At 64.3% G+C, this 20,264-nt stretch carries 15 protein-coding genes; 11 read left to right on the top strand and 4 right to left on the bottom strand.

Translation table 11 applies throughout. The features are described 5' to 3' along the window. Both EN851_RS01955 and EN851_RS01950 read right to left on the bottom strand, forming a co-directional pair. The gene (locus EN851_RS01955; protein WP_135928415.1) at window positions 1-1,434 is read right to left on the bottom strand and encodes a UbiA family prenyltransferase; all 1,434 of its coding nucleotides are present in this window, start codon (window positions 1,432-1,434) and stop codon (window positions 1-3) included. Between the two features lie 225 nt (window positions 1,435-1,659). Beyond that, window positions 1,660-1,923 carry a hypothetical protein gene (locus tag EN851_RS01950; RefSeq protein WP_127277681.1) on the bottom strand — a complete coding sequence of 88 codons (264 nt, stop codon included), beginning with the start codon at window positions 1,921-1,923 and terminating at the stop codon, window positions 1,660-1,662. 76 nt (window positions 1,924-1,999) lie between these two features. On the opposite strand from EN851_RS01950, the gene EN851_RS36125 reads away from it, so the two are divergent. Next, complete coding sequence (locus EN851_RS36125) at window positions 2,000-2,143, top strand: hypothetical protein (RefSeq protein ID WP_189343742.1); 144 nt, start codon at window positions 2,000-2,002, stop codon at window positions 2,141-2,143. Here EN851_RS36125 and EN851_RS01945 read toward each other — a convergent pair. Then, complete coding sequence (locus EN851_RS01945; RefSeq protein ID WP_135928414.1) at window positions 2,140-4,626, bottom strand: mechanosensitive ion channel family protein; 2,487 nt, start codon at window positions 4,624-4,626, stop codon at window positions 2,140-2,142. The genes EN851_RS36125 and EN851_RS01945 overlap by 4 nt on opposite strands. Window positions 4,627-4,815: 189 nt before the next feature. On the opposite strand from EN851_RS01945, the gene EN851_RS01940 reads away from it, so the two are divergent. The 5 genes from EN851_RS01940 to EN851_RS01920 all read left to right on the top strand — a co-directional run bounded on the left by EN851_RS01940 (window position 4,816) and on the right by EN851_RS01920 (window position 11,563). Next, window positions 4,816-6,075, top strand: a complete 1,260-nt coding sequence (locus EN851_RS01940) for a sarcosine oxidase subunit beta (RefSeq protein ID WP_135915698.1) — start codon at window positions 4,816-4,818, stop codon at window positions 6,073-6,075. A 9-nt stretch (window positions 6,076-6,084) separates the two neighbouring features. After that, complete coding sequence (locus EN851_RS01935; RefSeq protein ID WP_027145874.1) at window positions 6,085-6,381, top strand: sarcosine oxidase subunit delta; 297 nt, start codon at window positions 6,085-6,087, stop codon at window positions 6,379-6,381. Next, the gene (locus EN851_RS01930) at window positions 6,378-9,371 is read left to right on the top strand and encodes a sarcosine oxidase subunit alpha (protein WP_135928413.1); all 2,994 of its coding nucleotides are present in this window, start codon (window positions 6,378-6,380) and stop codon (window positions 9,369-9,371) included. The genes EN851_RS01935 and EN851_RS01930 overlap by 4 nt, the downstream gene beginning before the upstream one ends. After that, on the top strand, window positions 9,364-9,951 hold the full coding sequence (locus EN851_RS01925) for a sarcosine oxidase subunit gamma (RefSeq protein ID WP_135928412.1): 588 nt from the start codon (window positions 9,364-9,366) through the stop codon (window positions 9,949-9,951). Before EN851_RS01930 ends, EN851_RS01925 begins: the two co-directional genes overlap by 8 nt. A gap of 169 nt (window positions 9,952-10,120) precedes the next feature. After that, complete coding sequence (locus EN851_RS01920) at window positions 10,121-11,563, top strand: MFS transporter (RefSeq protein ID WP_135928411.1); 1,443 nt, start codon at window positions 10,121-10,123, stop codon at window positions 11,561-11,563. Window positions 11,564-11,591: 28 nt separating this feature from the next. Here EN851_RS01920 and EN851_RS01915 read toward each other — a convergent pair whose 3' ends face one another. Further along, complete coding sequence (locus EN851_RS01915) at window positions 11,592-12,296, bottom strand: nitroreductase (RefSeq protein ID WP_189521744.1); 705 nt, start codon at window positions 12,294-12,296, stop codon at window positions 11,592-11,594. A gap of 171 nt (window positions 12,297-12,467) precedes the next feature. Between EN851_RS01915 and EN851_RS01910 the strand changes: the two genes are divergently transcribed. The 5 genes from EN851_RS01910 to EN851_RS01890 all read left to right on the top strand — a co-directional run bounded on the left by EN851_RS01910 (window position 12,468) and on the right by EN851_RS01890 (window position 20,144). Then, window positions 12,468-13,064 (top strand): XRE family transcriptional regulator, encoded by a 597-nt coding sequence (locus EN851_RS01910; protein ID WP_189521743.1) that lies wholly within the window; start codon window positions 12,468-12,470, stop codon window positions 13,062-13,064. A 103-nt stretch (window positions 13,065-13,167) separates the two neighbouring features. Then, the gene (locus EN851_RS01905) at window positions 13,168-15,621 is read left to right on the top strand and encodes an FAD-dependent oxidoreductase (protein ID WP_135928409.1); all 2,454 of its coding nucleotides are present in this window, start codon (window positions 13,168-13,170) and stop codon (window positions 15,619-15,621) included. Further along, on the top strand, window positions 15,618-16,523 hold the full coding sequence (locus EN851_RS01900; protein WP_135928408.1) for a homocysteine S-methyltransferase family protein: 906 nt from the start codon (window positions 15,618-15,620) through the stop codon (window positions 16,521-16,523). Before EN851_RS01905 ends, EN851_RS01900 begins: the two co-directional genes overlap by 4 nt. After that, window positions 16,516-17,697, top strand: a complete 1,182-nt coding sequence (locus EN851_RS01895) for a pyridoxal phosphate-dependent aminotransferase (RefSeq protein WP_127871551.1) — start codon at window positions 16,516-16,518, stop codon at window positions 17,695-17,697. The genes EN851_RS01900 and EN851_RS01895 overlap by 8 nt, the downstream gene beginning before the upstream one ends. Continuing rightward, on the top strand, window positions 17,694-20,144 hold the full coding sequence (locus EN851_RS01890; protein ID WP_127871552.1) for an FAD-dependent oxidoreductase: 2,451 nt from the start codon (window positions 17,694-17,696) through the stop codon (window positions 20,142-20,144). Before EN851_RS01895 ends, EN851_RS01890 begins: the two co-directional genes overlap by 4 nt. Window positions 20,145-20,264 lie beyond the last annotated feature (120 nt).

The raw sequence follows: 20,264 nt of genomic DNA, 5'->3' as shown, positions 1-20,264 counted from the left end.
CTACCAGCCCCCGATGACCAGCAGCACGGCGCCGATCGCCACCACGATCTGGCTGCGCCAGTCGCGTATGATGAAGACGACCGGGTCGTCGTGCATTTCGTCGCGGCGCGCCAGGATCCAGACGCGCATGGTGAGGTAGAGCACGATCGGCGACAGCGGCCAGATCAGCCAGGGATGCGGATAAAGTTCGCGCACCGCGACGCTGTCCATGTAGAGCGCCAGCACCAGCGCCGAGGAGAAGGCCGAAGCCATGCCGGCCTGGGCGACGATCTCCTGGTCTTCGGTGCGATAGCCGCGGCCGGCAATGCGTTCGCCTGGCGGAATGGCGGTGGTGCGCAATTCGACGAAGCGCTTCACCAGCGCCAGCGACAGGAAGAAGAAGATCGAGAAGGCGAGCAGCCAGAACGAGACGTCGACGCCTGTGGCGGCCGCGCCCGCCAGCACACGGATCGTATACAGCCCGGCGAGCGTCAGTACGTCGACCAGAAGCATCCGCTTGAACGACAGCGAATAGGCCGTGGAGACGACCATATAGCTGCCGAGCACTCCGAGGAATTCGATCGGCAGAAGGCAGCCGGTGCCGACGCCGATCGCCAGCAGCACCGCGATCGCGCCAAGGCCGAACGGGATCGAGAGCGCGCCGCTGGCGAACGGCCTGTTGCGCTTAGTGACGTGCTTGCGGTCGAGCGCAAGGTCGAAGAAGTCGTTGAGGATATAGATCGCCGAGGCAACGGCGCTGAACGAGACGAACGCCAGCAGGCATTCCCAGATCATGTTGGAGTTGAAATATTCGTGCGACAGCATCATCGGCACGGCGATCAGCGAATTCTTCAGCCATTGGTGGACGCGCAGCATCTTGATGATGGTCCGCAATGTCGGCTTCGGAGCCGGCATCGTTTCGGCGCCATGCGCCGCCTGCCAGCGCGCGGCATGGCGGTCCGGCGCCACCACGATCGCGCTGCGCGCCGCGTCGAAGACCTGGAGGTCATGGCGGCTGTTGCCGGCATAGTCGAAACCGGCATCGCCATAGGCTGCGAGGAGCGAGGCGCGCTTCTTGCCCGAAGTGAGATTGTCGAGGCCGTCGGTGGCCAGCACCCGGTCGAAGATGCCGAGATGGACGGCAATGGCATCGGCGAACTTGCGCGGCGTGCCGGTGGCCAGCACGAGCTTGCGGCCTTCGGCGTGCTCGGTGCGGAGCCGGTCGAGCAGCGGCGCCCGATAGGGCAGCATGGCGGGGTCGATGTCGACGCGCTGGGCGATCGCCTGCTTCAGCCGCGCCGGTCCCCCGGCCGCCCAGAAAGGCACCAGGAAAAGATAGAGCGGGTTCTTCTTGAGGAGGATGAACAGTCCTTCCCACAACAGGTCGGTCGCGATCAGCGTGCCGTCGAGATCGACCGCAAGCGGTATTGCGTTCCTGTCCGACCGCGCGTCCATGCCCGTCCTGCCCTGCCAGCATATGATCCGGAAACCGGAACCCGTTGAGCGCCGTATTTCGGCGTCTTGGACAGTGGTATAGCGGGGGATCGCCTAGCGAACGTTAAAACGTACGGTTGCAGACGGCTGCCGCGGCGGTATTTCAGGCGTCACTGTTAAGCAACAGCTACCGGAAACGATAAAAGGCCGGACAAATGCCCGGCCTTTCCAACCATGCCACGGAGATTACTTGATGCGGGCGACGCCGCCGGAAATCTCGATGGTTTCCGAACCGGTCAGGGCTTCGAGGTCACCGTTCGGCAAGGTGACGAAGCAGCCGTTCTGGCAGAACTCGACGGTTTCACCGCCGGCCAGGGCAAGCTCGGTCTTGCTGCCGCCCTCGGTCACGACCAGCGTGCGGGTCTCGGCGTCCTTGTTGACCGCGCTGGCGGCATGGGCCGAGCCGCTCACGGCGAGCAAAGCCACGGCAGCGACGAGAGACTTCCACATTTGCAGTATCGGTGTTCCCACCGCCTCTGTTGCATTTCACAAGGCATTTTCGCCTTTGCATGGGAGCTTATATGAGATGAAAGCTGAACCGCAACTGAATGCCGCATTCATGCCGCAATTGGCTTTGGCTTTTGCCTACCCCGTTAATCTGGCCGCCCGGCACGAAATGAGCCGAAAGGCAGCGACGGGCGCCGCCCGGCAGGCCGGATCCCGGGCCTAGTCCGGATCGGGCTTCTTGGACTTGCGCGGCTTCGGCAGCTTTTTCGACTCCTCCTCGGCTTGCGCCTTGGCCTCTTCCTGCTCCGCGAAATCGGCCTCGATCTTGTCGTCATCGGTTGGCCAAGCCTGGTGCTTCTTGGCCTCGACGACCGCGCGCGGCGTGGAAGGGATTTCGATGTGCTGGTCGTCGAACTTCTCCAGCACGGTGAAGCGGACGTCGTTCTGCACGATGTTGCCGTTCATCACATCGGCCAGGAACACACGAATCTCGAATTCGAGCGCGGCGGGTCCGAAATTGGAAAACAGCACGAAAGGCTCGGGATTCTTCAACACCAGCGGATGGCTGCGCGCGATATCCAGCAGCACGGCGTGGACCTGCTTGACGTCGCTGCCATAGGCGACGCCGACCTTGATGTCGATGCGGCCGAGCTTGTTGCGGTGCGTCCAGTTGCCGACGGCGTTGTTGATCAGGTTGGAATTGGGCAGGATCACCGACTGCCGCTGGAAGGTCTCGATCTCCGTGGCGCGCACGCTGATCTTCTTGACCGTGCCGCTGACGTCGCCGGCCACGATCCAGTCGCCGACCTTGAAAGGGCGCTCGGCCAAAAGGATCAGGCCGGAGACGAAATTAGACACCACATTCTGCAGGCCGAAACCGATACCGAGGGAGAGAGCACCGGCGACCAGCGCCAGGCTGGAGAGGTCGATACCGGCGGCCGAGATGCCGACCAGCGCCGCCAAGGCGACGCCGGCATAGCCGACCGCCAGCCGGATCGAGTTGCGCACCCCGGTGTCGACCTTGCCGCGCGCCATGACCGAGCCGTCGAGCCAGCCCTGGAACCAGCGCGTCAGGAAATAGCCTATGACGAAGACGACGATGCCCGACAGGATGCCGGTGACCGAAATCGTCACCGAACCGATATTGATGCCGGTTGCGAGCTTATATGCCCACGCCTCGATATCGCCGGGCTGGAAGCCCCACATCAAGAGGATCAGCGGCAGGAACACCAGCACGATCATCAGGTTGATGGCGATGCTGACGACAAGGCCGAGCTGGTCGAGTGCGGTGTCCTCGTAGCTGGAATTGGCCGACAGCCAGCGCCCGACCGACGTGTTGGCGAAAGCGCCCTCCTCGCCGATCGCCTGCGCCGACAGGAAGCCGATATAGGCTGTTATCAGCGCGGTGCCGGTGACCACGACCTGCAGCGATACGAACAGAGCAAGGCCGATATAACCGAGCAGCGCCGCGATGATGGTGAAAAGCCCGAGCCCGAGCGAGGTGTAGCGCAACCATGCCGGCCATGGGCGCCAGCTGCCATCACGCGCCTTGAACGGCCTCAGCATCGCCATCAGGATCAGGATGACGCCGACGATGATGGTGGCGACGAAACTGCGCGCGATGGTCAGCGACAGCGGCGACCCCATCTTGTCGTTCACGATCGACAGGAAGGTGTTGAAGCTGATGACCACGGCCATGGCGGTGGTCAAGCGCACCAGCCAGCGCGCCGGCCCGGTTTCGACGGGGATGAGGCGCCAGTTGGGCAAACGCGGCTCGAGTGCCGCGTTGGTCAGCCGGTTGACGCAGAACACCACGCCGATGACGGCGGCCAACGCATTGAGGAAGAGGCCAATGTCGCCGCGCAAGACGTTGTAATAGTTGAAAAAGAAGATAGTCGAGCCGAGAAAGGCGGCGACCGCCAGCGTCGGCAGCAAGGTCGACCAGAAGGCGACCGAAAGACGGCTGAGATAGGATGGGTCCTCATTGCTGGGATCGGCCTCGAACACCCGCCCGAACAGGCGTCGCCCGCCGACCAGCAGCACCAGCGCCAGGCCGAGCGCCACGAAGGTTGCCGCCAGGATGGCCTGGAACTTGAACTTGATGGCGAAGCTCAGCCAGGACGACACAGCCTTGTAGAAATTGCCGAACTCGTCGCGCGCATCGGAAAACACCTGCGGACTCAAGGCGTCCGAGAGTACGTAGCGCTTGGTCAAAAGATTGCGGAACAGCGCGCTGCGCATGTTGCCGATCTTGTCGATCAGCCCGCTGATGCGGATCGACAGGTTCTGTGCGCTGGCGACGACCGCGTTGATCTCGGCCTTCTCCGACGCCAGCGCCTGGCGTTCGCCGGTCACTATGTCGGGCTCCTGCGGCTGGCCTGCCGCCGGCGGCGGGCCCAGCACCTCGATGCGATTGTTGATGTCGGTGAGGCGCGAACGGAATGCCAGCGCACTGGTGAGTGCCGACCGCGACAGATCCTCCAGTTGCAGACGGATATCCACGAGCGAGGCATCGTCCTCACCGTCCTGCTGTAATTTCTTCTCGAGATCATCGGTTTTGGCTGTCAGGCCCTGGATGACCTTCTGCTGATCGGTAACCAATCCGGCGGCGCCCTGGCCGAGCGCTTGCGCCATCGCCTCAAACGAAGGCGGCGCCGAAACGACAAGCGCGAGGATCAGGATGAGGCGAAGCAATCGAAAAAGCATGATCTGTTGGCGACTCACGGAGCGCAAAGGCAATTCAAAAAAAGCCTGTCCTTGATAAAGACGGCCATATCATGGGGCAAGCCGTCGCATCGAGGCGTCGGCCAGTCGAAAGGCCATGGCGCAATATTGGCTTTGCCGATGCGGCCTGCTCTATAGTCTGCCGCATCGCCCGCAACGGACACCTTACACATGGCAGAGTACTCGGCCCTTTCGCTGCTCGCGAACGCGCTCAAGGGAAACAAGGACTGGAAGCCGGCCTGGCGCAAGCCGGATCCGAAGGCCTCCTACGACGTCATCATCATCGGCGGCGGCGGTCACGGCCTGGCGACCGCCTACTATCTGGCCAAGGAACACGGCATCACCAATGTCGCGGTACTGGAGAAAGGCTGGCTGGGATCCGGCAATGTCGGCCGCAACACCACGGCCGTGCGCTCGAACTATCTGCTGCCGGCCAATACCCGCTTCTACGAGCATTCGATGAAGCTTTGGGAGGGCCTGTCGCACGAGCTCAATTACAACGTCATGTTCTCGCAGCGCGGCTGCCTGAACCTGGCGCACACGCCGGCTCAGTTCGACGACTACGCGAGGCGCGGCAACGCCATGCGCCATCTCGGCGTCGACGCGGAATTGATGACGCCAGCCGAGATCAAGCGCCTGATCCCGGCGCTCGATATCTCCAATGATGCACGCTTTCCCGTGGTTGGCGGCCTGATGCAGCGGCGCGCCGGCACCGCCCGGCACGATGCGGTTGCCTGGGGCTATGCGCGCGGCGCCGACCGCCGCGGCGTCGACATCATCGAGAATTGCGAGGTCACCGGCTTTCTGCGCGACGGCGACCGCATCACCGGCGTCACCACCTCGCGCGGCGATATCAGGGCCAAGAAAGTGGCGGTCGCGGTGGCCGGCAGCACCGGCCGCGTCATGCAACTGGCCGGCGTCGAGACGATGCCGATCGAAAGCCATGTGCTGCAGGCCTTCGTCACCGAATCGCTGAAACCTTTCATCGACACCGTCGTGACCTTCGGCATGGGCCATTTCTACATGTCGCAGTCCGACAAGGGCGGCCTTGTCTATGGCGGCGACATCGACGGCTACAACAGCTACGCCCAGCGCGGCAATCTGCCCATCGTCGACGAGGTGATGAGCGAGATGCTGGCGCTTTTCCCAGGCCTTGCCCGCGTGCGCATGCTGCGCTCCTGGGGCGGCGTCTGCGACATGTCGATGGATGGCTCGCCGATCATCGCCATCGGCCCCCTGCCCGGCATGTATCTCAATTGCGGCTGGTGCTATGGCGGCTTCAAGGCGACTCCTGCTTCCGGCTGGTGCTTTGCCTGGACCATCGCCAAGGACCAGCCGCACGATTTCAACGCCCCTTTCACGCTCGACCGCTTTCATCGCGGCCTGGTGATCGACGACAAGGGTCAGGGCGCGAACCCGCGGCTTCATTAGGAACATTCCGTGCTGATCACTTGCCCCTACTGCGGCCCGCGCGACGTCATCGAGTTCACCTATCAGGGCGACGGAAACCGCGAGCGTCCCGACCCCGCCTCGCAGAATTTCGAGGCCTGGAACGCCTATGTCTACGACCGGCTGAATCCGGCCGGCGACCACAACGAGATCTGGCAGCATTCCGGCGGCTGCCGGGCGCATCTGAGGGTTGTGCGCAACACGCTGACGCATGAGATTTCCAGTGTCGCCTTCGTGCGCGGCGATCACAGCTCGGCCGCGCGCCGCAAGGCGGAGGACAAGCCATGAGCCCGCGCCGCACCGACACCGGCGGCCGCATAGACCGGCTGAAGACGATCCGCTTCACTTTCGACGGCGTTGCCTATACCGGGCATGGCGGCGACACGCTGGCGTCCGCGCTGCTGGCCAATGGCGTCACGCTGTTCGGACGTTCCTTCAAATACCATCGGCCGCGCGGCCTGCTGAGCGCGGGCGTCGAGGAGCCCAACGCGCTGGTAACGGTGCTGAAGGGCGAAGTGCGCGAACCCAACATCCCGGCGACCATGGTCGAGATCCATGACGGGCTGAGTGCCGTCAGCCAGAACCGTTTCCCCTCGCTCACCTGGGACATCCATGCCGTCAACCAGCTCGGCGGCAAGATCCTGTCGGCCGGCTTCTACTACAAGACCTTCATGGGTCCGGTTATCGGCCCGCTGAAAGGCACGCGGTTCTGGATGTTCTGCGAGCATTTCATCCGCCGCGCCGCCGGCCTTGGCAGCGCCGGATCGGCAAAGGACCCGGCCCGCTATGAACGCATGAACGGTTTTTGCGACGTGCTTGTGGTCGGCTCCGGCCCGGGCGGGCTGATGGCCGCCAAGGCTGCCGCCGATCAAGGCGCACGCGTTGTCCTGGCCGATCTCGAGCCGCGTTTCGGCGGTTCGGGCAACTGGTCGGGCGAAACCATCGATGGCGCACCGGCGGCTGAATGGGTGCGGCGCACCGTCGCCCAGCTCGAGGCCCGCGACAATGTCCGGCTTCTGCCGCGCACCACGGTCTGGGGTTACTACGACAACAACACGCTTGCCGCGCTCGAGCGGGTCAGCGACCACAAGGCGCAGCCCGCCAAGGGTGAGCCGCGCCATCGCTACTGGGCGATCCGCGCCCGTTCCGTGGTGCTGGCCACCGGCGCCTTCGAAAGGCCACTGGTGTTTCCCGGCAATGACCGGCCCGGCGTGATGCTGGCGCACGCGGCGGAGCGCTACGCCAGCGAATTCGGCGTGCTGCCGGGGCAGCGGGTCGTGGTGTTCACCAACAATGACAGCGCCTACCGGTCGGCGCTGGCGCTGAAGCAGGCTGGTGCTACGATCGTTGCCATCGTCGACGTGCGCCCGCAACCGTCCGCCGAGATGAGCTCCCTGGCCGGCGAAGCCGAGGCGGAATTGCTATCCGGTCATGCGGTGGTCGCCACGGAAGGTGGCAAGGCCATGTCCGGCCTCAAGGTCCAGCGGTTCGACATGGTCGCCGGTGCGCTGAGCGGCGATGCGCGCAGCGTCCATGCCGATTGCCTGCTGATGTCGGGCGGCTGGTCGCCGACCATCCATCTGGCCAGCCAGGCCGGCGCCAAAGCGGAATGGAACGCCGCCCGGCAGGCCTTCCTGCCGCCCAAGCCGACACAAAACTGGATTGGCGCCGGCGCCTTCACCGGCAGCTTTTCGACGGTCGAGGCGATCGCCGAAGGCCGCGCCGCAGGCCTTGCCGCGGCCGGAGGAACAGGCACGCCGGCGGCGCTGCCCACTGTCGAGGCAACTCCTGGAGACCAGGATCCCGCGCCTGTGTTCGAGATCAAGGGCAGCGGCAAGAGCTTTGTCGACTTCCAGCACGACGTCACGGCGGAGGATGTCCGCCTGGCGCATCGCGAAGGCTTCGTCTCAGTCGAGCACCTGAAGCGCTACACCACGCTCGGCATGGCCACCGACCAGGGCAAGAGCTCCAATGTTCCCGGCCTTGCCATCATGGCGGAAGCGCTCGGCAAGCCGATCCCGGAAGTCGGCACGACCCGCTTCCGGCCACCCTTCGCGCCGGTGTCGATCGGCTCGCTGGCAGCCGAACGTTTCGGTGATCTCAAGCCCGAGCGGCTGACGCCGATGCATGACTGGCATCTCGCCAATGGCGCGACCATGTACTCCGCCGGCCTCTGGTACCGGCCGATGATCTACGGGCTTTCAGGCGAGACTGTCGAACAGGCCTATGTGCGAGAAGCCAAGGCGACGCGCGAAAGTGCGGGCATGGTCGATGTCTCGACACTGGGCAAGATCGCCGTGCAGGGCCCCGACGCGGCCGCGTTCCTCGACCGCGTCTATACCAACCTGTTCTCGACGCTCGCCGTCGGCAAGGCACGCTACGGGCTGATGCTGCGCGAGGACGGTTTTGCCTTCGACGACGGCACCACCTGGCGGCTCGGCGAACAGGATTTCCTGATGACCACCACCACGGCCAATGCCGGCAAGGTGATGCAGCATCTGGAATATTTCCTCGACGTGATCTGGCCGGAACTCAAGGTCCATGTCACCTCGGTGACCGACGAATGGGCGGGAGCCGCGATCGGCGGTCCGAAAGCGAGGCAGATTCTGGCCGCCTGCGTCACCGGCACGGATGTCGACAATGCGACCCTGCCCTTCATGGGCATCGTGCACGGTGAGATATCAGGTGTGCCGGTGATGATTTGCCGGCTATCCTTCTCCGGCGAAATGGCCTTCGAAGTCTATTCCGGCGCCGGCCACGGCACCCATGTCTGGGAAGCCTTGGTCGAGGCCGGCAAGCCGTTCGGGCTGGTGACCTACGGGCTCGAGGCGCTGGGCACGATGCGCATCGAGAAGGGTCATGTCACCGGCGCCGAGATCGATGGCCGCACCACGGCGCGCGACCTGCATCTCGACTGGATGCTGTCGAAGAAGAAGCCGTTCATCGGCTCCGCGATGATGGACCGGGAAGGCCTCGTCGCGTCCGAGCGGCTGGAACTGGTCGGCCTGATCGCGCTCGACAACCGGCCGCTCAATGGCGGCGCGCATATTGTCGAGGAAGTCGACGAAGCCAATCCGCACGGCTCGATCGGGCACATCACCGCCTGCTGTTATTCGCCGGCGCTCGGCAAGCATATCGCGCTGGCGCTGGTCAAGGGCGGCAAGGCCAGGCACGGCACGCGTGCCCATGTCTCCGACCCCTTGCGCAACCGCTTCGGGCCCGTGGAGATCGTCTCCAACCACTTCTACGATCCGGAAGGGACCCGCATGCATGGCTGAGCGTCAATCGCCCCTCGAGCCTGAATTCCAAGTCGGCTCGCACGGCAATTTCGAACATGGCGTCGAGATCCTGCTCACCGAAACCAGGCCGGGCTCGATCGTGCAACTCGCGGCATGGCCTGGCGAAGAGAAGAAACTGATGGCAGCGATCCGCGCCGTCAGCGGGCTCGCTCTGCCGGACGGCGCCGGCGGCGGCTTGAGCGACGGCGCGAAGTCGGTGTTCGGTTTCGCACCGGGAAAATTCACCGTGGCCGATGAGGCCGAAGGATTGGCCGCGGCCTTCGCCAAGACGGTGACGCCGGCCATCGGCACGGTGACGGATCTGTCGCATGGCCGCACCGCCATCCGCATTGCCGGGCCGAAAGCCGAATGGGTGCTGTCGAAATTCTTCGCCATCGATTTCGCCCTGCCCGCCTTTCCGGTCGGCGCCGGCCGCTCGACAACGCATCACGATGTCTTCGCCCAGATCCAGCGCACCGGCACCGACCAGTTCGACATCTATGTCTTCCGCTCTTTCGCCCGCTCGTTCTGGAAGGCGCTCTGCCATGCCAGCGAGGAAGTCGGCTACGAGGTGCAGTAGGCAGTGCGGCCGGATGTGCCCATTGCCGCTGCTTCTGGCCTCAATACCGGCCGGTTCTGCCGCTAGAGAATCCTGCCGCGGGCGCCCATGATGCAAAACATGGCCGCCCACGGTCCAAGGGATATGAAAATCCCGTCTCAAAGTCGGCATATTTGGTTCGAACATCCCCATGACCGCTGAACTATCCGCCGGCGCCACCGATCGCGCCGATGTGCCGGCCAGAGCCTTGCTCCTGCTGCCGCTGACGGTCGCCTGCGGCGTGTTCATGACCAGCCTCGACCAGAATGTCGTGGTGACGGCGCTGCCGGGCATCAGCCAAAGCCTTGGCCGTCCGCCGAGCCAGCTCGGCCTGCTGATCACCGTCTACGTCGCCAGCCTGATCATCTCCATGCCGCTCGGCGGCTGGGCGGCCGATCGTTTCGGCCTGCGCAACGTCTATTGCTTCGCCTTGCTGGTGTTTGCCGCTTCATCGGCTCTGTGCGGGCTCTCGAACGACATCTGGATGCTGGTCGGCGCCCGCGCGCTGCAGGGTTTCGGTGGCGCACTGATGGGCACGCTCGGCCAGGTCGTCATCCTGTCGACCTTCCCGCGCAGCCGGACCTTGAAGATCAACATGTATATCTCGCTGGCCGGCCAGTCCGGGCCGCTGGTCGGTCCGCTCGTCGGCGGCGCGCTGACCACCTACATCTCCTGGCGCTGGATTTTCTTCATCAACGTGCCGTTCGCGCTCGCCGCCGCAATCCTTGCCGCCTCACTGTTCCCGACAATGACCAAGCCCGTGCGCACGCGGTTCGATTTTCCAGGCTTTGTGCTGGTCGGCAGCGGCATGGTGCTGCTGGTCTTCGGCATGGACTCCCTTGCGGCGAAAGACGCCGCCACCGGCATGATCGCGGCCGAGCTTGCGCTGGCGCTCATCATCCTGACGGCCGCCTCCTTCTACTGCCTGCGCGTGCGCAATCCCCTGCTCGATCTCAAGCTCCTGCGCATCCGCACCTTCCGCATCTCCTTCCTTACCGGAGGCGGCCTCGACACGATCGGTCTCAGCTCCGTCGTCTTCCTGCTGCCGCTGATGTTTCAGCTCGGCTTCGGCATGAGCGCGGTGCAGGCAGGATCGCTGACCTTCGTGGCGGCGGTCGGCTCGGTGGGTATGCGTTTCTTCATGCCACGCCTTCTCAACCGTTTCGGTTTTCGCCGCGTGCTGGTCTTCAACACGCCCGTGGTTGCCGCCATGGTCGCGGGCTTCGCCTTGATCCAAGCAACGACCCCGGTCTGGATCACGCTCACCTACATCTTCGTCTTTGGCGTCTTCCGCTCGGTGCAATGGGCTTCGACCGGCAATCTAGCCTATTCCGACATCGCGCCCGAGCAGCTCGCCCGCTTCAGCGCGCTCTATTACATCCTGTGGCAGCTGGCGGTCGCCATCAGCGTCGGCCTCGCGGCCGCGATGCTGTCGTTTCTCGCCGGCGGCGGGCCGGCCGTCGCCAGCGATTTCCGGATCCTGTTCGTGATCGAGGGCATCATCACGCTCTGCGCGCTGCTTGCCTATCTCAAGCTGACGCCGCAGGATGGCGCCCATGTCAGCGGCCACGGCGCGCACATGAATACGGAATAGCGGCCCTGCCCCGGTTGGCGGCCGAGACCTATTCGCTGAACGTCACCCATTCCTCGAGCGGCTCACGATCGGTGCGGAAGGCGTTCTCGGGCTTGGAAGTGTCTTCATAGCCGAGCGCCATGCCGCAGACGACGATCTCCTCGTCGGGAATGCCGAGCACCGGCCGGATCTGCCGGTGATAGGGCGCGAAGGCCGCTTGCGGACAGGTATGCAGACCCCTGCCCCGCGCCGCGACCATGATGTTTTGCAGGAACATGCCGTAATCGATCCACGAACCCTGGTTGAGCCGGCGGTCGATGGTGAAGATCATGCCGATCGGCGCATCGAAGAAGACGAAGTTGCGGTCGTGCTGGGCGCGCATCTTGTCGACCTCCCGGCGGCCTATGCCGAGTGCGCCATAAAGGCCGAACCCGTTGGCACGGCGGCGGGTGAGATAAGGCTCGAAGAACTGGGTGGGATAATAGCGATATTCGTCCCAGTCGGCTTTTTCCGCGCGGATGCCGGAATTCATGATGGCATCCGTGATCCGCCGCTTGGTCCCGCCCTTGGTAACGTAGACTCGCCACGGCTGCATATTGGTGCCGGAGGGAGCGCGCGCCGCAACAGTCAGTATGTCACGGATCGTCTCGTCATCGATCATGTCGGGCAGAAATGCACGCACCGAACGGCGCGACATGATCGCGTCGTCGACGATCTCGGCATCAACCGTGATTCGAGCCTTCTTTTCCAGCATGGGCCGTCCCTTAGCCGTTGTGTCGATCGGACGTCCCCACTCGCCGCTCGCGGCGGAGCCTTTGCATGAACCGTCAAAATCCTGCAAGCAAATCTTGAGCATTGGTGAAAATCTACTTGATTTTTTCATGAGCTTGATTTCTCATGAAATTCGGCTGAAAATTTTCATGAAGTGAGCGATTTGGTCTCCCCTAGCGCACGAACATTACAGGGACCTGACGAGCGCGTCCTGGCCGGCGATATCAGGGCCTTGCGCCGGGTGCGCGGACTGACGCTGGCCGAGATCGCGCTGAAGCTCGGCCGTTCGGTCGGCTGGGTCAGCCAGGTCGAACGCGGCCTGTCGACGCCATCGCTCAGTGATCTCCGGGCCTTTGCCGACCTGTTCGGCGTGCCGATCAGCCTGTTCTTCAGCCATGACGTGCCCGTGGAGAGCGAGCGCGGCGTGGTGGTGCGCGCCGGCAAGCGCCGCACGCTTGGCACCAGCGAATCCGGTCTTGTGGAGGAGCTTCTGTCACCGGACCTCGGTGGTAGCTTCGAGATGGTGCGGTCGGTCTTCGCGCCGGGAGCGGAGTTGAAGAACGAGGCCCGCCGGCCGACCGAGGAGGCCGGATACATCGCGTCCGGCCAGTTCGACATCGAAATAGCCGGGGTCTGGCACCGGCTTGGCGAAGGCGACTCCTTCCGCTTCGAAGGCAAGCCTTACCGCTGGCGCAATCCGGGTAGCGAACCGGCTGTTGTCATCTGGGTGGTTTCGCCACCGGTCTATTGATTGATGAATGCATGTCGTCCGGAACCGTGCAGCGGTTTTGCGATAGCGACACGCATAAAAACAAAAAGAAAAGCGCGGCGCGCTTGAAGATTGGGAGAAGAACATGGCGGGTTTGCCAAGCACGGCGAGCGTGGTGATCATCGGAGGTGGCGTTGTCGGCACCTCCTCGCTCTATCATCTGGCCAAGGCCGGCTGGACCGACTGCGTGCTCCTGGAAAAGAACGAGCTGACCTCCGGCTCGACCTGGCATGCCGCCGGCAATGTGCCGACCTTCTCCTCCTCCTGGTCGCTGATGAACATGCAGCGCTATTCGACCGAGCTCTATCGTGGCCTCGCCGACGCGGTCGACTATCCCATGAACTACCATGTCACCGGTTCGCTCAGGCTCGCCCACACAAAGGAGCGCATGCAGGAGTTCCAGCGCGCCAAGGGCATGGGCCGCTATCAGGGCATGGACATCGACGTGGTCGGGCTCGACGAGATCAAGCGCCGCTATCCATTCCTCGAAACGCATGAATTGAAGGGCGCGCTCTACGATCCGAGCGACGGCGACATCGACCCGGCGCAGTTGACGCAGGCGCTGGCCAAGGGCGCGCGTGACATGGGCGCGAAAATCATCCGCTTCTGCCCTGTCACCGGCGTGCGCCGTGAGAAGGACGAATGGGTGGTCGAGACGCCGCAGGGCGAGATCCGCTGCGAGATCGTCGTCAATGCTGCCGGCTACCGTGCCGCCGAAGTCGGCAGGATGTTCGGCCGCGAAGTGCCGATGATGGTGATGAGCCACCAGTACATATTGTTCGAGGAAATCCCCGAACTTGCCGCCTGGTCGAAGGAACAGGGCAAGAAGTTGCCGCTGCTGCGCGACGTCGACACTTCATATTATTTGCGCCAGGAAAAGGCCGGCATGAATCTCGGCCCCTATGAGCGTAATTGCCGCGCGCATTGGGCCACCCACAACGATCCCATGCCGGACGACTTTTCGTTCCAGCTCTTCCCCGACGATCTCGATCGGCTGGAGCATTATCTGGCCGACGCGGTCGCCCGCGTGCCGATCCTGGGCACCGCCGGCCTGTCCAAGGTCATCAACGGACCGATCCCCTATGCGCCCGACGGCAATCCGCTGATCGGGCCGATGCCGGGCGTTCCCAACGCCTTCGAGGCTTGCGTCTTCACCTTCGGCATCGCCCAGGGCGGCGGCGCCGGCAAGGTGTTGGCCGAATGGGTGACGCAAGGCCAGACCGAATGGGACATGTGGTCGTGCGATCCGCGCCGCTTCACCTCCTTTGCTTCCGCGCCGGACTATTGCGTGGCCAAGGGCATGGAAATCTACGGCAACGAATACGCCATCCAGTTCCCGCGTCACGCCTGGCCGGAAGGCCGCGACAGGAAACTGTCGCCGATCCACGATCGCATCAAGGCGCTGGGCGCCCGCTTCGATGCCTATAATGGCTGGGAACGCGCCACCTGGTACGCGCAGGACGGCGACGACATCTCCGAGGAAGCCACGCTGACCTTCCGCCGCGAGGGGCCCTGGCAGCAACGAGTCCGCGAAGAGTGTCTCGCGGTCCGCGACGCCGCCGGCATCCTCGACCTGCCCGGCTTCTCGCGCTTCAATCTCGAAGGCCCTGGCGCCGCCGAATGGCTGAGCCGGCAGGTAACCGGCCTGGTGCCGAAGCCCGGTCGCATCGGCCTGGTCTATTTCTCCGACGACAAGGGCCGCATCGTCACCGAAATGTCGGTGGTGCGCCATGGCGAGGAGTCCATGACGCTGATCACCGCGGCGGTGGCGCAGTGGCACGACTTCGAATGGCTGAAGTCGCACATGCCCGGGGATGCCGCGTTCAAGCTGATCGACCGGACAGAGGAATTCTCCACGCAGATCCTGGCCGGCCCCAATTCGCGAAAAATCCTTGCCGATGTCTGTGAGGCCGACCTGACCTTGCCATGGCTGACGCATCAGGAGACCAGGATCGCCGGCCGCTGGGCCAAGCTGGTTCGCGTCTCCTTCGCGGGCGAGCTCGGCTGGGAGATCCACACCAGGGTCGACGACACCGCCGCCATCTTCGATGCGATCTGTGCCGCCGGGCAGCACCACGGACTGAAGCCGTTCGGCATGTACGCGCTGGATTCGCTGCGCCTGGAAAAGGGCTACCGCACCTGGAAAGGCGACCTGTCGACCGACTATTCGATCCTGCAGGGCGGGCTCGAGCGCTTCGTCAAATGGGAAAAGCCCGACTTCCGCGGCAAGGCGGCACTCCAGAACGAGAACCAGCAAGGCGTGAAGAAGCGCTTCGTCACGCTGGTGGTCGAAAATCCCGGCGATTGCGACGCGCCCTACATGTCGACGCTCTGGCACGACGGCCAGATCGTCGGTGAGACGACATCGGGTGGCTGGGGTCATCGTGTCGACAAATCGATCGCGCTCGGCATGCTGCGCGCCGACCTGAGCGAACCCGGCACCTCTGTCGAGGTCGAGATCTTCGGCGACCGTTTCAAGGCGGTCGTGCAGCAGGACGAGCCGTTGTGGGATCCCAAGAACGAAAGGCTGCGCGCATGAAGCCGGTTATCCTCACCGATGGCGGCATGGGCCAGGAGCTGGTGCGGCGCAGCAAGTCCGAGCCGACGCCGCTGTGGTCGGCCAGGGTGCTGATCGACGAACCGGACCTCGTGCGCGGCCTGCATGCCGAATTCATCCGCGCCGGCGCCCGGGTCATCACCATCAACACCTATTCGGCGACGCCCGAACGCCTGGCGCGCGAGGGCGCGGAAGACCTGTTCAAGCCGTTGCAGAAGCGCGGCATCGACCTCGCCAGGCAAGCCCGCGACGAGGCCGGCGACGCTGCGATCGCCGGCTGCCTGTCACCGCTTTTCGGCAGCTACGCGCCGGCGCTGACGATCTCTTACCGGGACACACTCGACATCTACCGCCGCATCGTCGCCGAGCAGGCTGATGGCGTCGACCTGTTCCTGTGCGAGACCATGGCCTCTGCCGAAGAGGCACGCGCGGCGGTCACCGCCGCATCGGAAAGCGGCAAGCCCGTCTGGGTGTCATGGACGCTGGCCGATCACGGCACGCCACGCTTGCGCAGCGGCGAGACGATTGCGTCGGCAGCGGATGCGCTCGGAGGTCTGCCGGTGGCGGCGCGGCTGCTCAACTGCTGTCGCCCGGAAGCCATCGCGGCGGCCTTGCCGGAACTGGTCGAGCTCGGCGGCCCGGTCGGCGCCTATGCCAATGGCTTCACCTCCACCGAAGCACTCAAGCATGGCGGCACCGTGGACGTGCTGCATGCCCGCCACGACCTCGGTCCGGATGCTTACGCCGATCAGGCTGTCGGCTGGGTGGAAGCTGGAGCGGACATCGTCGGCGGTTGCTGCGAGGTCGGTCCCGCCCATATCGCCGCCTTGCGCGACCGGCTGCAACAGAACGGTTACGCGATCACGGGAGTCTTACATGCCTAAACCATCATCGCGCATTACCGGCATCGTGCCATCGGGCAAGGATGGCTGGGAGGTCCATTTCGCCGCCTGGAACCGCAAGGAGGCCGGCGAGGACATCATCATGCTGTCGGTCGGCGACCACGATTTCGACACGCCGTCGCAGACGATCGAAGCTTGTGTGGCAGCGGTCCGTGGCAGCAACCATCACTACACGCCGCTGCCCGGCCTGCCGCGCCTGCGCAAGGCCATGGCGGCGGCCTCCAGCGCCTGCACCGGCGTCGAGACGAGGCCGGAAGAGGTCATCGCCACGCCGGGCGGCCAGGCAGCACTTTACGCTGCCGTGCAAGCCGTGCTCGATCAGGGCGACCACGCCATCGTGGTGGCGCCCTACTATGCCACCTACCCCAACACGTTCAGTGCCGCCGGCGCCAGTTTCACCGTGGTCGAGACGCCGGCCGAGGATGGGTTCCAACCCCGCACGGACATGATCCGTGCGGCACTCAAGCCCAACACGCGCGCCATCCTGATCAACACGCCGAACAATCCGACCGGAGCGGTCTACTCGCGCGAGCGGCTGGAACAACTGGCAGAACTCTGCCGCGAGCACGACCTCTGGCTGCTTTCCGACGAGGTTTACTGGACTCTGGGCGGCGGCGAGCATGTCTCGCCGCGCTCGCTGCCCGGCATGGCCGAGCGCACGCTGGTCATCAATTCGATGTCCAAGAGCCACGGCATGACCGGCTGGCGCATGGGCTGGCTGACGGGTCCGGAGGAGATGATCACGCTGCTGACCAACCTCAACCTGGTGACAACCTACGGCCTGCCGGCCTTCATCTCGATCGCTTGCGCCGAGGCGCTGGAGCAGCACTATGGCGTCAAGGACATCGCCGAACGCTACGCCGCACGCCGCACCGTCCTGCTCGACGCGGTGCGCGGCATGAACGATGTCACCGTGCGCGGTTCCGAAGGCGGCATGTATGTCATGCTCGACATATCGGATGTCGAACCCGACGACGAGAAGTTCGCCTTCGCCTTTCTCGACAAGGAGAAGGTCGGCGTCATGCCCGGTTCCAGCTTCGGCGAAGCCGCGGCCGGCCATATCAGGATAAGCCTGTGCCAGCCCGAACCGGTACTGCGGGAAGCAGCCGCCCGGCTGCGCCGTTTTGTTTCCAGCTACCGTCGTGAGGCCGCATGACCGTCAAGACCATTCCCACCAAGGCGCGGGCCGTCATCATCGGCGGCGGCGTCTCCGGCTGCTCGGTCGCCTACCACCTGGCCAAGCTCGGCTGGACCGACATCGTGCTTTTGGAGCGCAAGCAGCTGACCTCGGGCACGACATGGCATGCCGCCGGCCTGATCGGACAGTTGCGCGGTTCGCAGAACATGACCCGGCTGGCGAAATATTCGGCCGACCTCTACGTGAAGCTGGAGGCCGAGACCGAGGTCGGCACCGGCATGCGCCAGGTCGGCTCGATCACCGTCGCGCTGACCGAGGAGCGCAAGCACGAGATCTACCGGCAGGCATCGCTCGCCCGCGCCTTCGATGTCGATGTGCGCGAGATTTCTCCCAATGAAGTCAAGCAGATGTATCCGCATCTCAACGTCTCCGACGTGGTCGGCGCCGTGCATCTGCCGCTCGACGGTCAATGCGACCCGGCCAACATCGCCATGGCGCTGGCCAAGGGCGCGCGCCAGCGCGGCGCCACCATTGTCGAGAATGTGAAGGTGACGAAGGTCCATACAAAAAATGGCCGCGTCACCGGCGTGTCCTGGGCGCAGGGCGAAGAGCAAGGCACCATCGAGGCCGACATCGTCGTCAACTGCGCCGGCATGTGGGCGCGCGAACTCGGTGCCCGGAACGGCGTCACCATCCCGCTGCATGCCTGCGAGCATTTCTATCTCGTCACCGAACCGATCCCCGGCCTCGGCAGGCTGCCGGTGCTGCGCGTGCCCGACGAATGCGCCTACTACAAGGAAGACGCCGGCAAGATGATGCTCGGCGCCTTCGAGCCAGTGGCCAAGCCATGGGGCATGGACGGCATACGCGAAGACTTCTGCTTCGACCAGTTGCCGGAGGACATGGACCATTTCGAGCCGATCCTCGAAATGGGCGTCAACCGCATGCCGATGCTGGCCACCGCCGGCATCCACACTTTCTTCAACGGCCCCGAAAGTTTCACCCCCGACGACCGCTACTATCTAGGCGAGGCGCCGGAGCTGCGCGGCTACTGGATGGCGACCGGCTACAACTCGATCGGCATCGTCTCGTCCGGCGGCGCCGGCATGGCGCTGGCGCAGTGGATCAACGATGGCGAAGCGCCGTTCGACCTGTGGGAAGTCGACATCCGCCGCACCCAGCCGTTCCAGAAGAACCGCCGCTATCTCAAGGAGCGCGTCTCCGAAACGCTCGGCCTGCTCTATGCCGACCATTTTCCCTACCGGCAGATGGCGACATCGCGTGGCGTGCGCCGCTCGCCCTTGCATGAACATCTGAAGGCGCGTGGCGCCGTGTTCGGCGAGGTTGCCGGCTGGGAGCGCGCCAACTGGTTCGCGCGCGAAGGCCAGGAGCGCGAATATCGCTATTCCTGGAAGCGGCAGAACTGGTTCGACAATCAGCGTGAGGAGCATCTGGCGGTCCGCAACAAGGTCGGTCTGTTCGACATGACCTCGTTCGGCAAGATCCGAGTCGAGGGTCGCGACGCTCAGCGTTTCCTGCAAAGGCTCTGCGCCAACGACATGGATGTGGCGCCGGGCAAGATCGTCTACACGCAAATGCTCAACCAGCGCGGCGGCATCGAGAGCGACCTCACCGTCTCTCGCCTCTCAGATACGGCCTATTTCCTCGTCGTGCCAGGGGCCACGCTGCAACGCGACCTCGCCTGGCTGCGCCGGCATGTCGGTGAGGCGTTCGTCGTCATCACCGATGTCACCGCGGCCGAAAGCGTGCTCTGCCTGATGGGTCCGGATGCGCGAAAACTGATCCAGAAGGTCAGCCCCAACGACTTCTCCAACGAGAACAATCCGTTCGGCACCTTCCAGGAGATCGAGATTGGCATGGGGCTCGCCCGGGCGCACCGCGTCACCTATGTCGGCGAACTCGGCTGGGAACTCTACGTCTCGACCGAACAGGCCGCGCATGTCTTCGAGGCGATCGACGAGGCCGGCGCGGATGTCGGGCTAAAGCTGTGCGGCCTGCACACGCTGGATTCCTGCCGCATCGAAAAGGCTTTCCGCCATTTCGGTCACGATATCACCGATGAGGACAATGTGCTGGAAGCAGGCCTTGGCTTCGCGGTGAAGACAGCCAAGGGCGATTTCATCGGCCGCGACGCCGTGCTGAAGAAGAAGGAGGCCGGGTTGAACCGCCGGCTGGTCCAGTTCCGGCTGAAGGACCCGCAGCCGCTGCTCTTCCATAACGAGGCGATCCTGCGCGACGGCAAGATCGTCGGTCCGGTCACCTCCGGCAATTACGGCCATCATCTCGGCGGCGCCATCGGCCTTGGCTATGTGCCATGCCAGGGCGAAAGCGAGGCGGATGTGCTCGCTTCATCTTATGAGATCGAGATCGCCGGCGAACGGTTTGCCGCCGAATCATCGCTGAAGCCGATGTATGATCCGAGGTCGGAACGGGTGAGGATGTAGCGCGGCGCCTCTTCCTTCTCCCCTTGTGGGAGAAGGTGGATCGGCGCGCAGCGCCGAGACGGATGAGGGGTGTTCCAGCGGAGTGAGGCGTTGGCGTTCCCTGGAGCACCCCTCATCCGA

This window comes from Mesorhizobium sp. M8A.F.Ca.ET.208.01.1.1 (assembly GCF_004791315.1).
GTDB lineage: Bacteria > Pseudomonadota > Alphaproteobacteria > Rhizobiales > Rhizobiaceae > Mesorhizobium.
The sequence above is the reverse complement of the archived record's forward strand: the minus strand, read 5'-3'. Positions and strand labels throughout refer to the sequence as shown.

Excerpts from the sequence above, each read along its gene's own strand:
- EN851_RS01955 (WP_135928415.1), bottom strand. The coding sequence starts at position 1,434 with ATGGACGCGCGGTCGGACAGGAACGCAATACCGCTTGCGGTCGATCTC.
- EN851_RS01950 (WP_127277681.1), bottom strand. The coding sequence starts at position 1,923 with ATGTGGAAGTCTCTCGTCGCTGCCGTGGCTTTGCTCGCCGTGAGCGGC.
- EN851_RS36125 (WP_189343742.1), top strand. The coding sequence starts at position 2,000 with ATGAAAGCTGAACCGCAACTGAATGCCGCATTCATGCCGCAATTGGCT.
- EN851_RS01945 (WP_135928414.1), bottom strand. The coding sequence starts at position 4,626 with ATGCTTTTTCGATTGCTTCGCCTCATCCTGATCCTCGCGCTTGTCGTT.
- EN851_RS01940 (WP_135915698.1), top strand. The coding sequence starts at position 4,816 with ATGGCAGAGTACTCGGCCCTTTCGCTGCTCGCGAACGCGCTCAAGGGA.
- EN851_RS01930 (WP_135928413.1), top strand. The coding sequence starts at position 6,378 with ATGAGCCCGCGCCGCACCGACACCGGCGGCCGCATAGACCGGCTGAAG.
- EN851_RS01925 (WP_135928412.1), top strand. The coding sequence starts at position 9,364 with ATGGCTGAGCGTCAATCGCCCCTCGAGCCTGAATTCCAAGTCGGCTCG.
- EN851_RS01920 (WP_135928411.1), top strand. The coding sequence starts at position 10,121 with ATGACCGCTGAACTATCCGCCGGCGCCACCGATCGCGCCGATGTGCCG.
- EN851_RS01915 (WP_189521744.1), bottom strand. The coding sequence starts at position 12,296 with ATGCTGGAAAAGAAGGCTCGAATCACGGTTGATGCCGAGATCGTCGAC.
- EN851_RS01905 (WP_135928409.1), top strand. The coding sequence starts at position 13,168 with ATGGCGGGTTTGCCAAGCACGGCGAGCGTGGTGATCATCGGAGGTGGC.
- EN851_RS01900 (WP_135928408.1), top strand. The coding sequence starts at position 15,618 with ATGAAGCCGGTTATCCTCACCGATGGCGGCATGGGCCAGGAGCTGGTG.
- EN851_RS01895 (WP_127871551.1), top strand. The coding sequence starts at position 16,516 with ATGCCTAAACCATCATCGCGCATTACCGGCATCGTGCCATCGGGCAAG.
- EN851_RS01890 (WP_127871552.1), top strand. The coding sequence starts at position 17,694 with ATGACCGTCAAGACCATTCCCACCAAGGCGCGGGCCGTCATCATCGGC.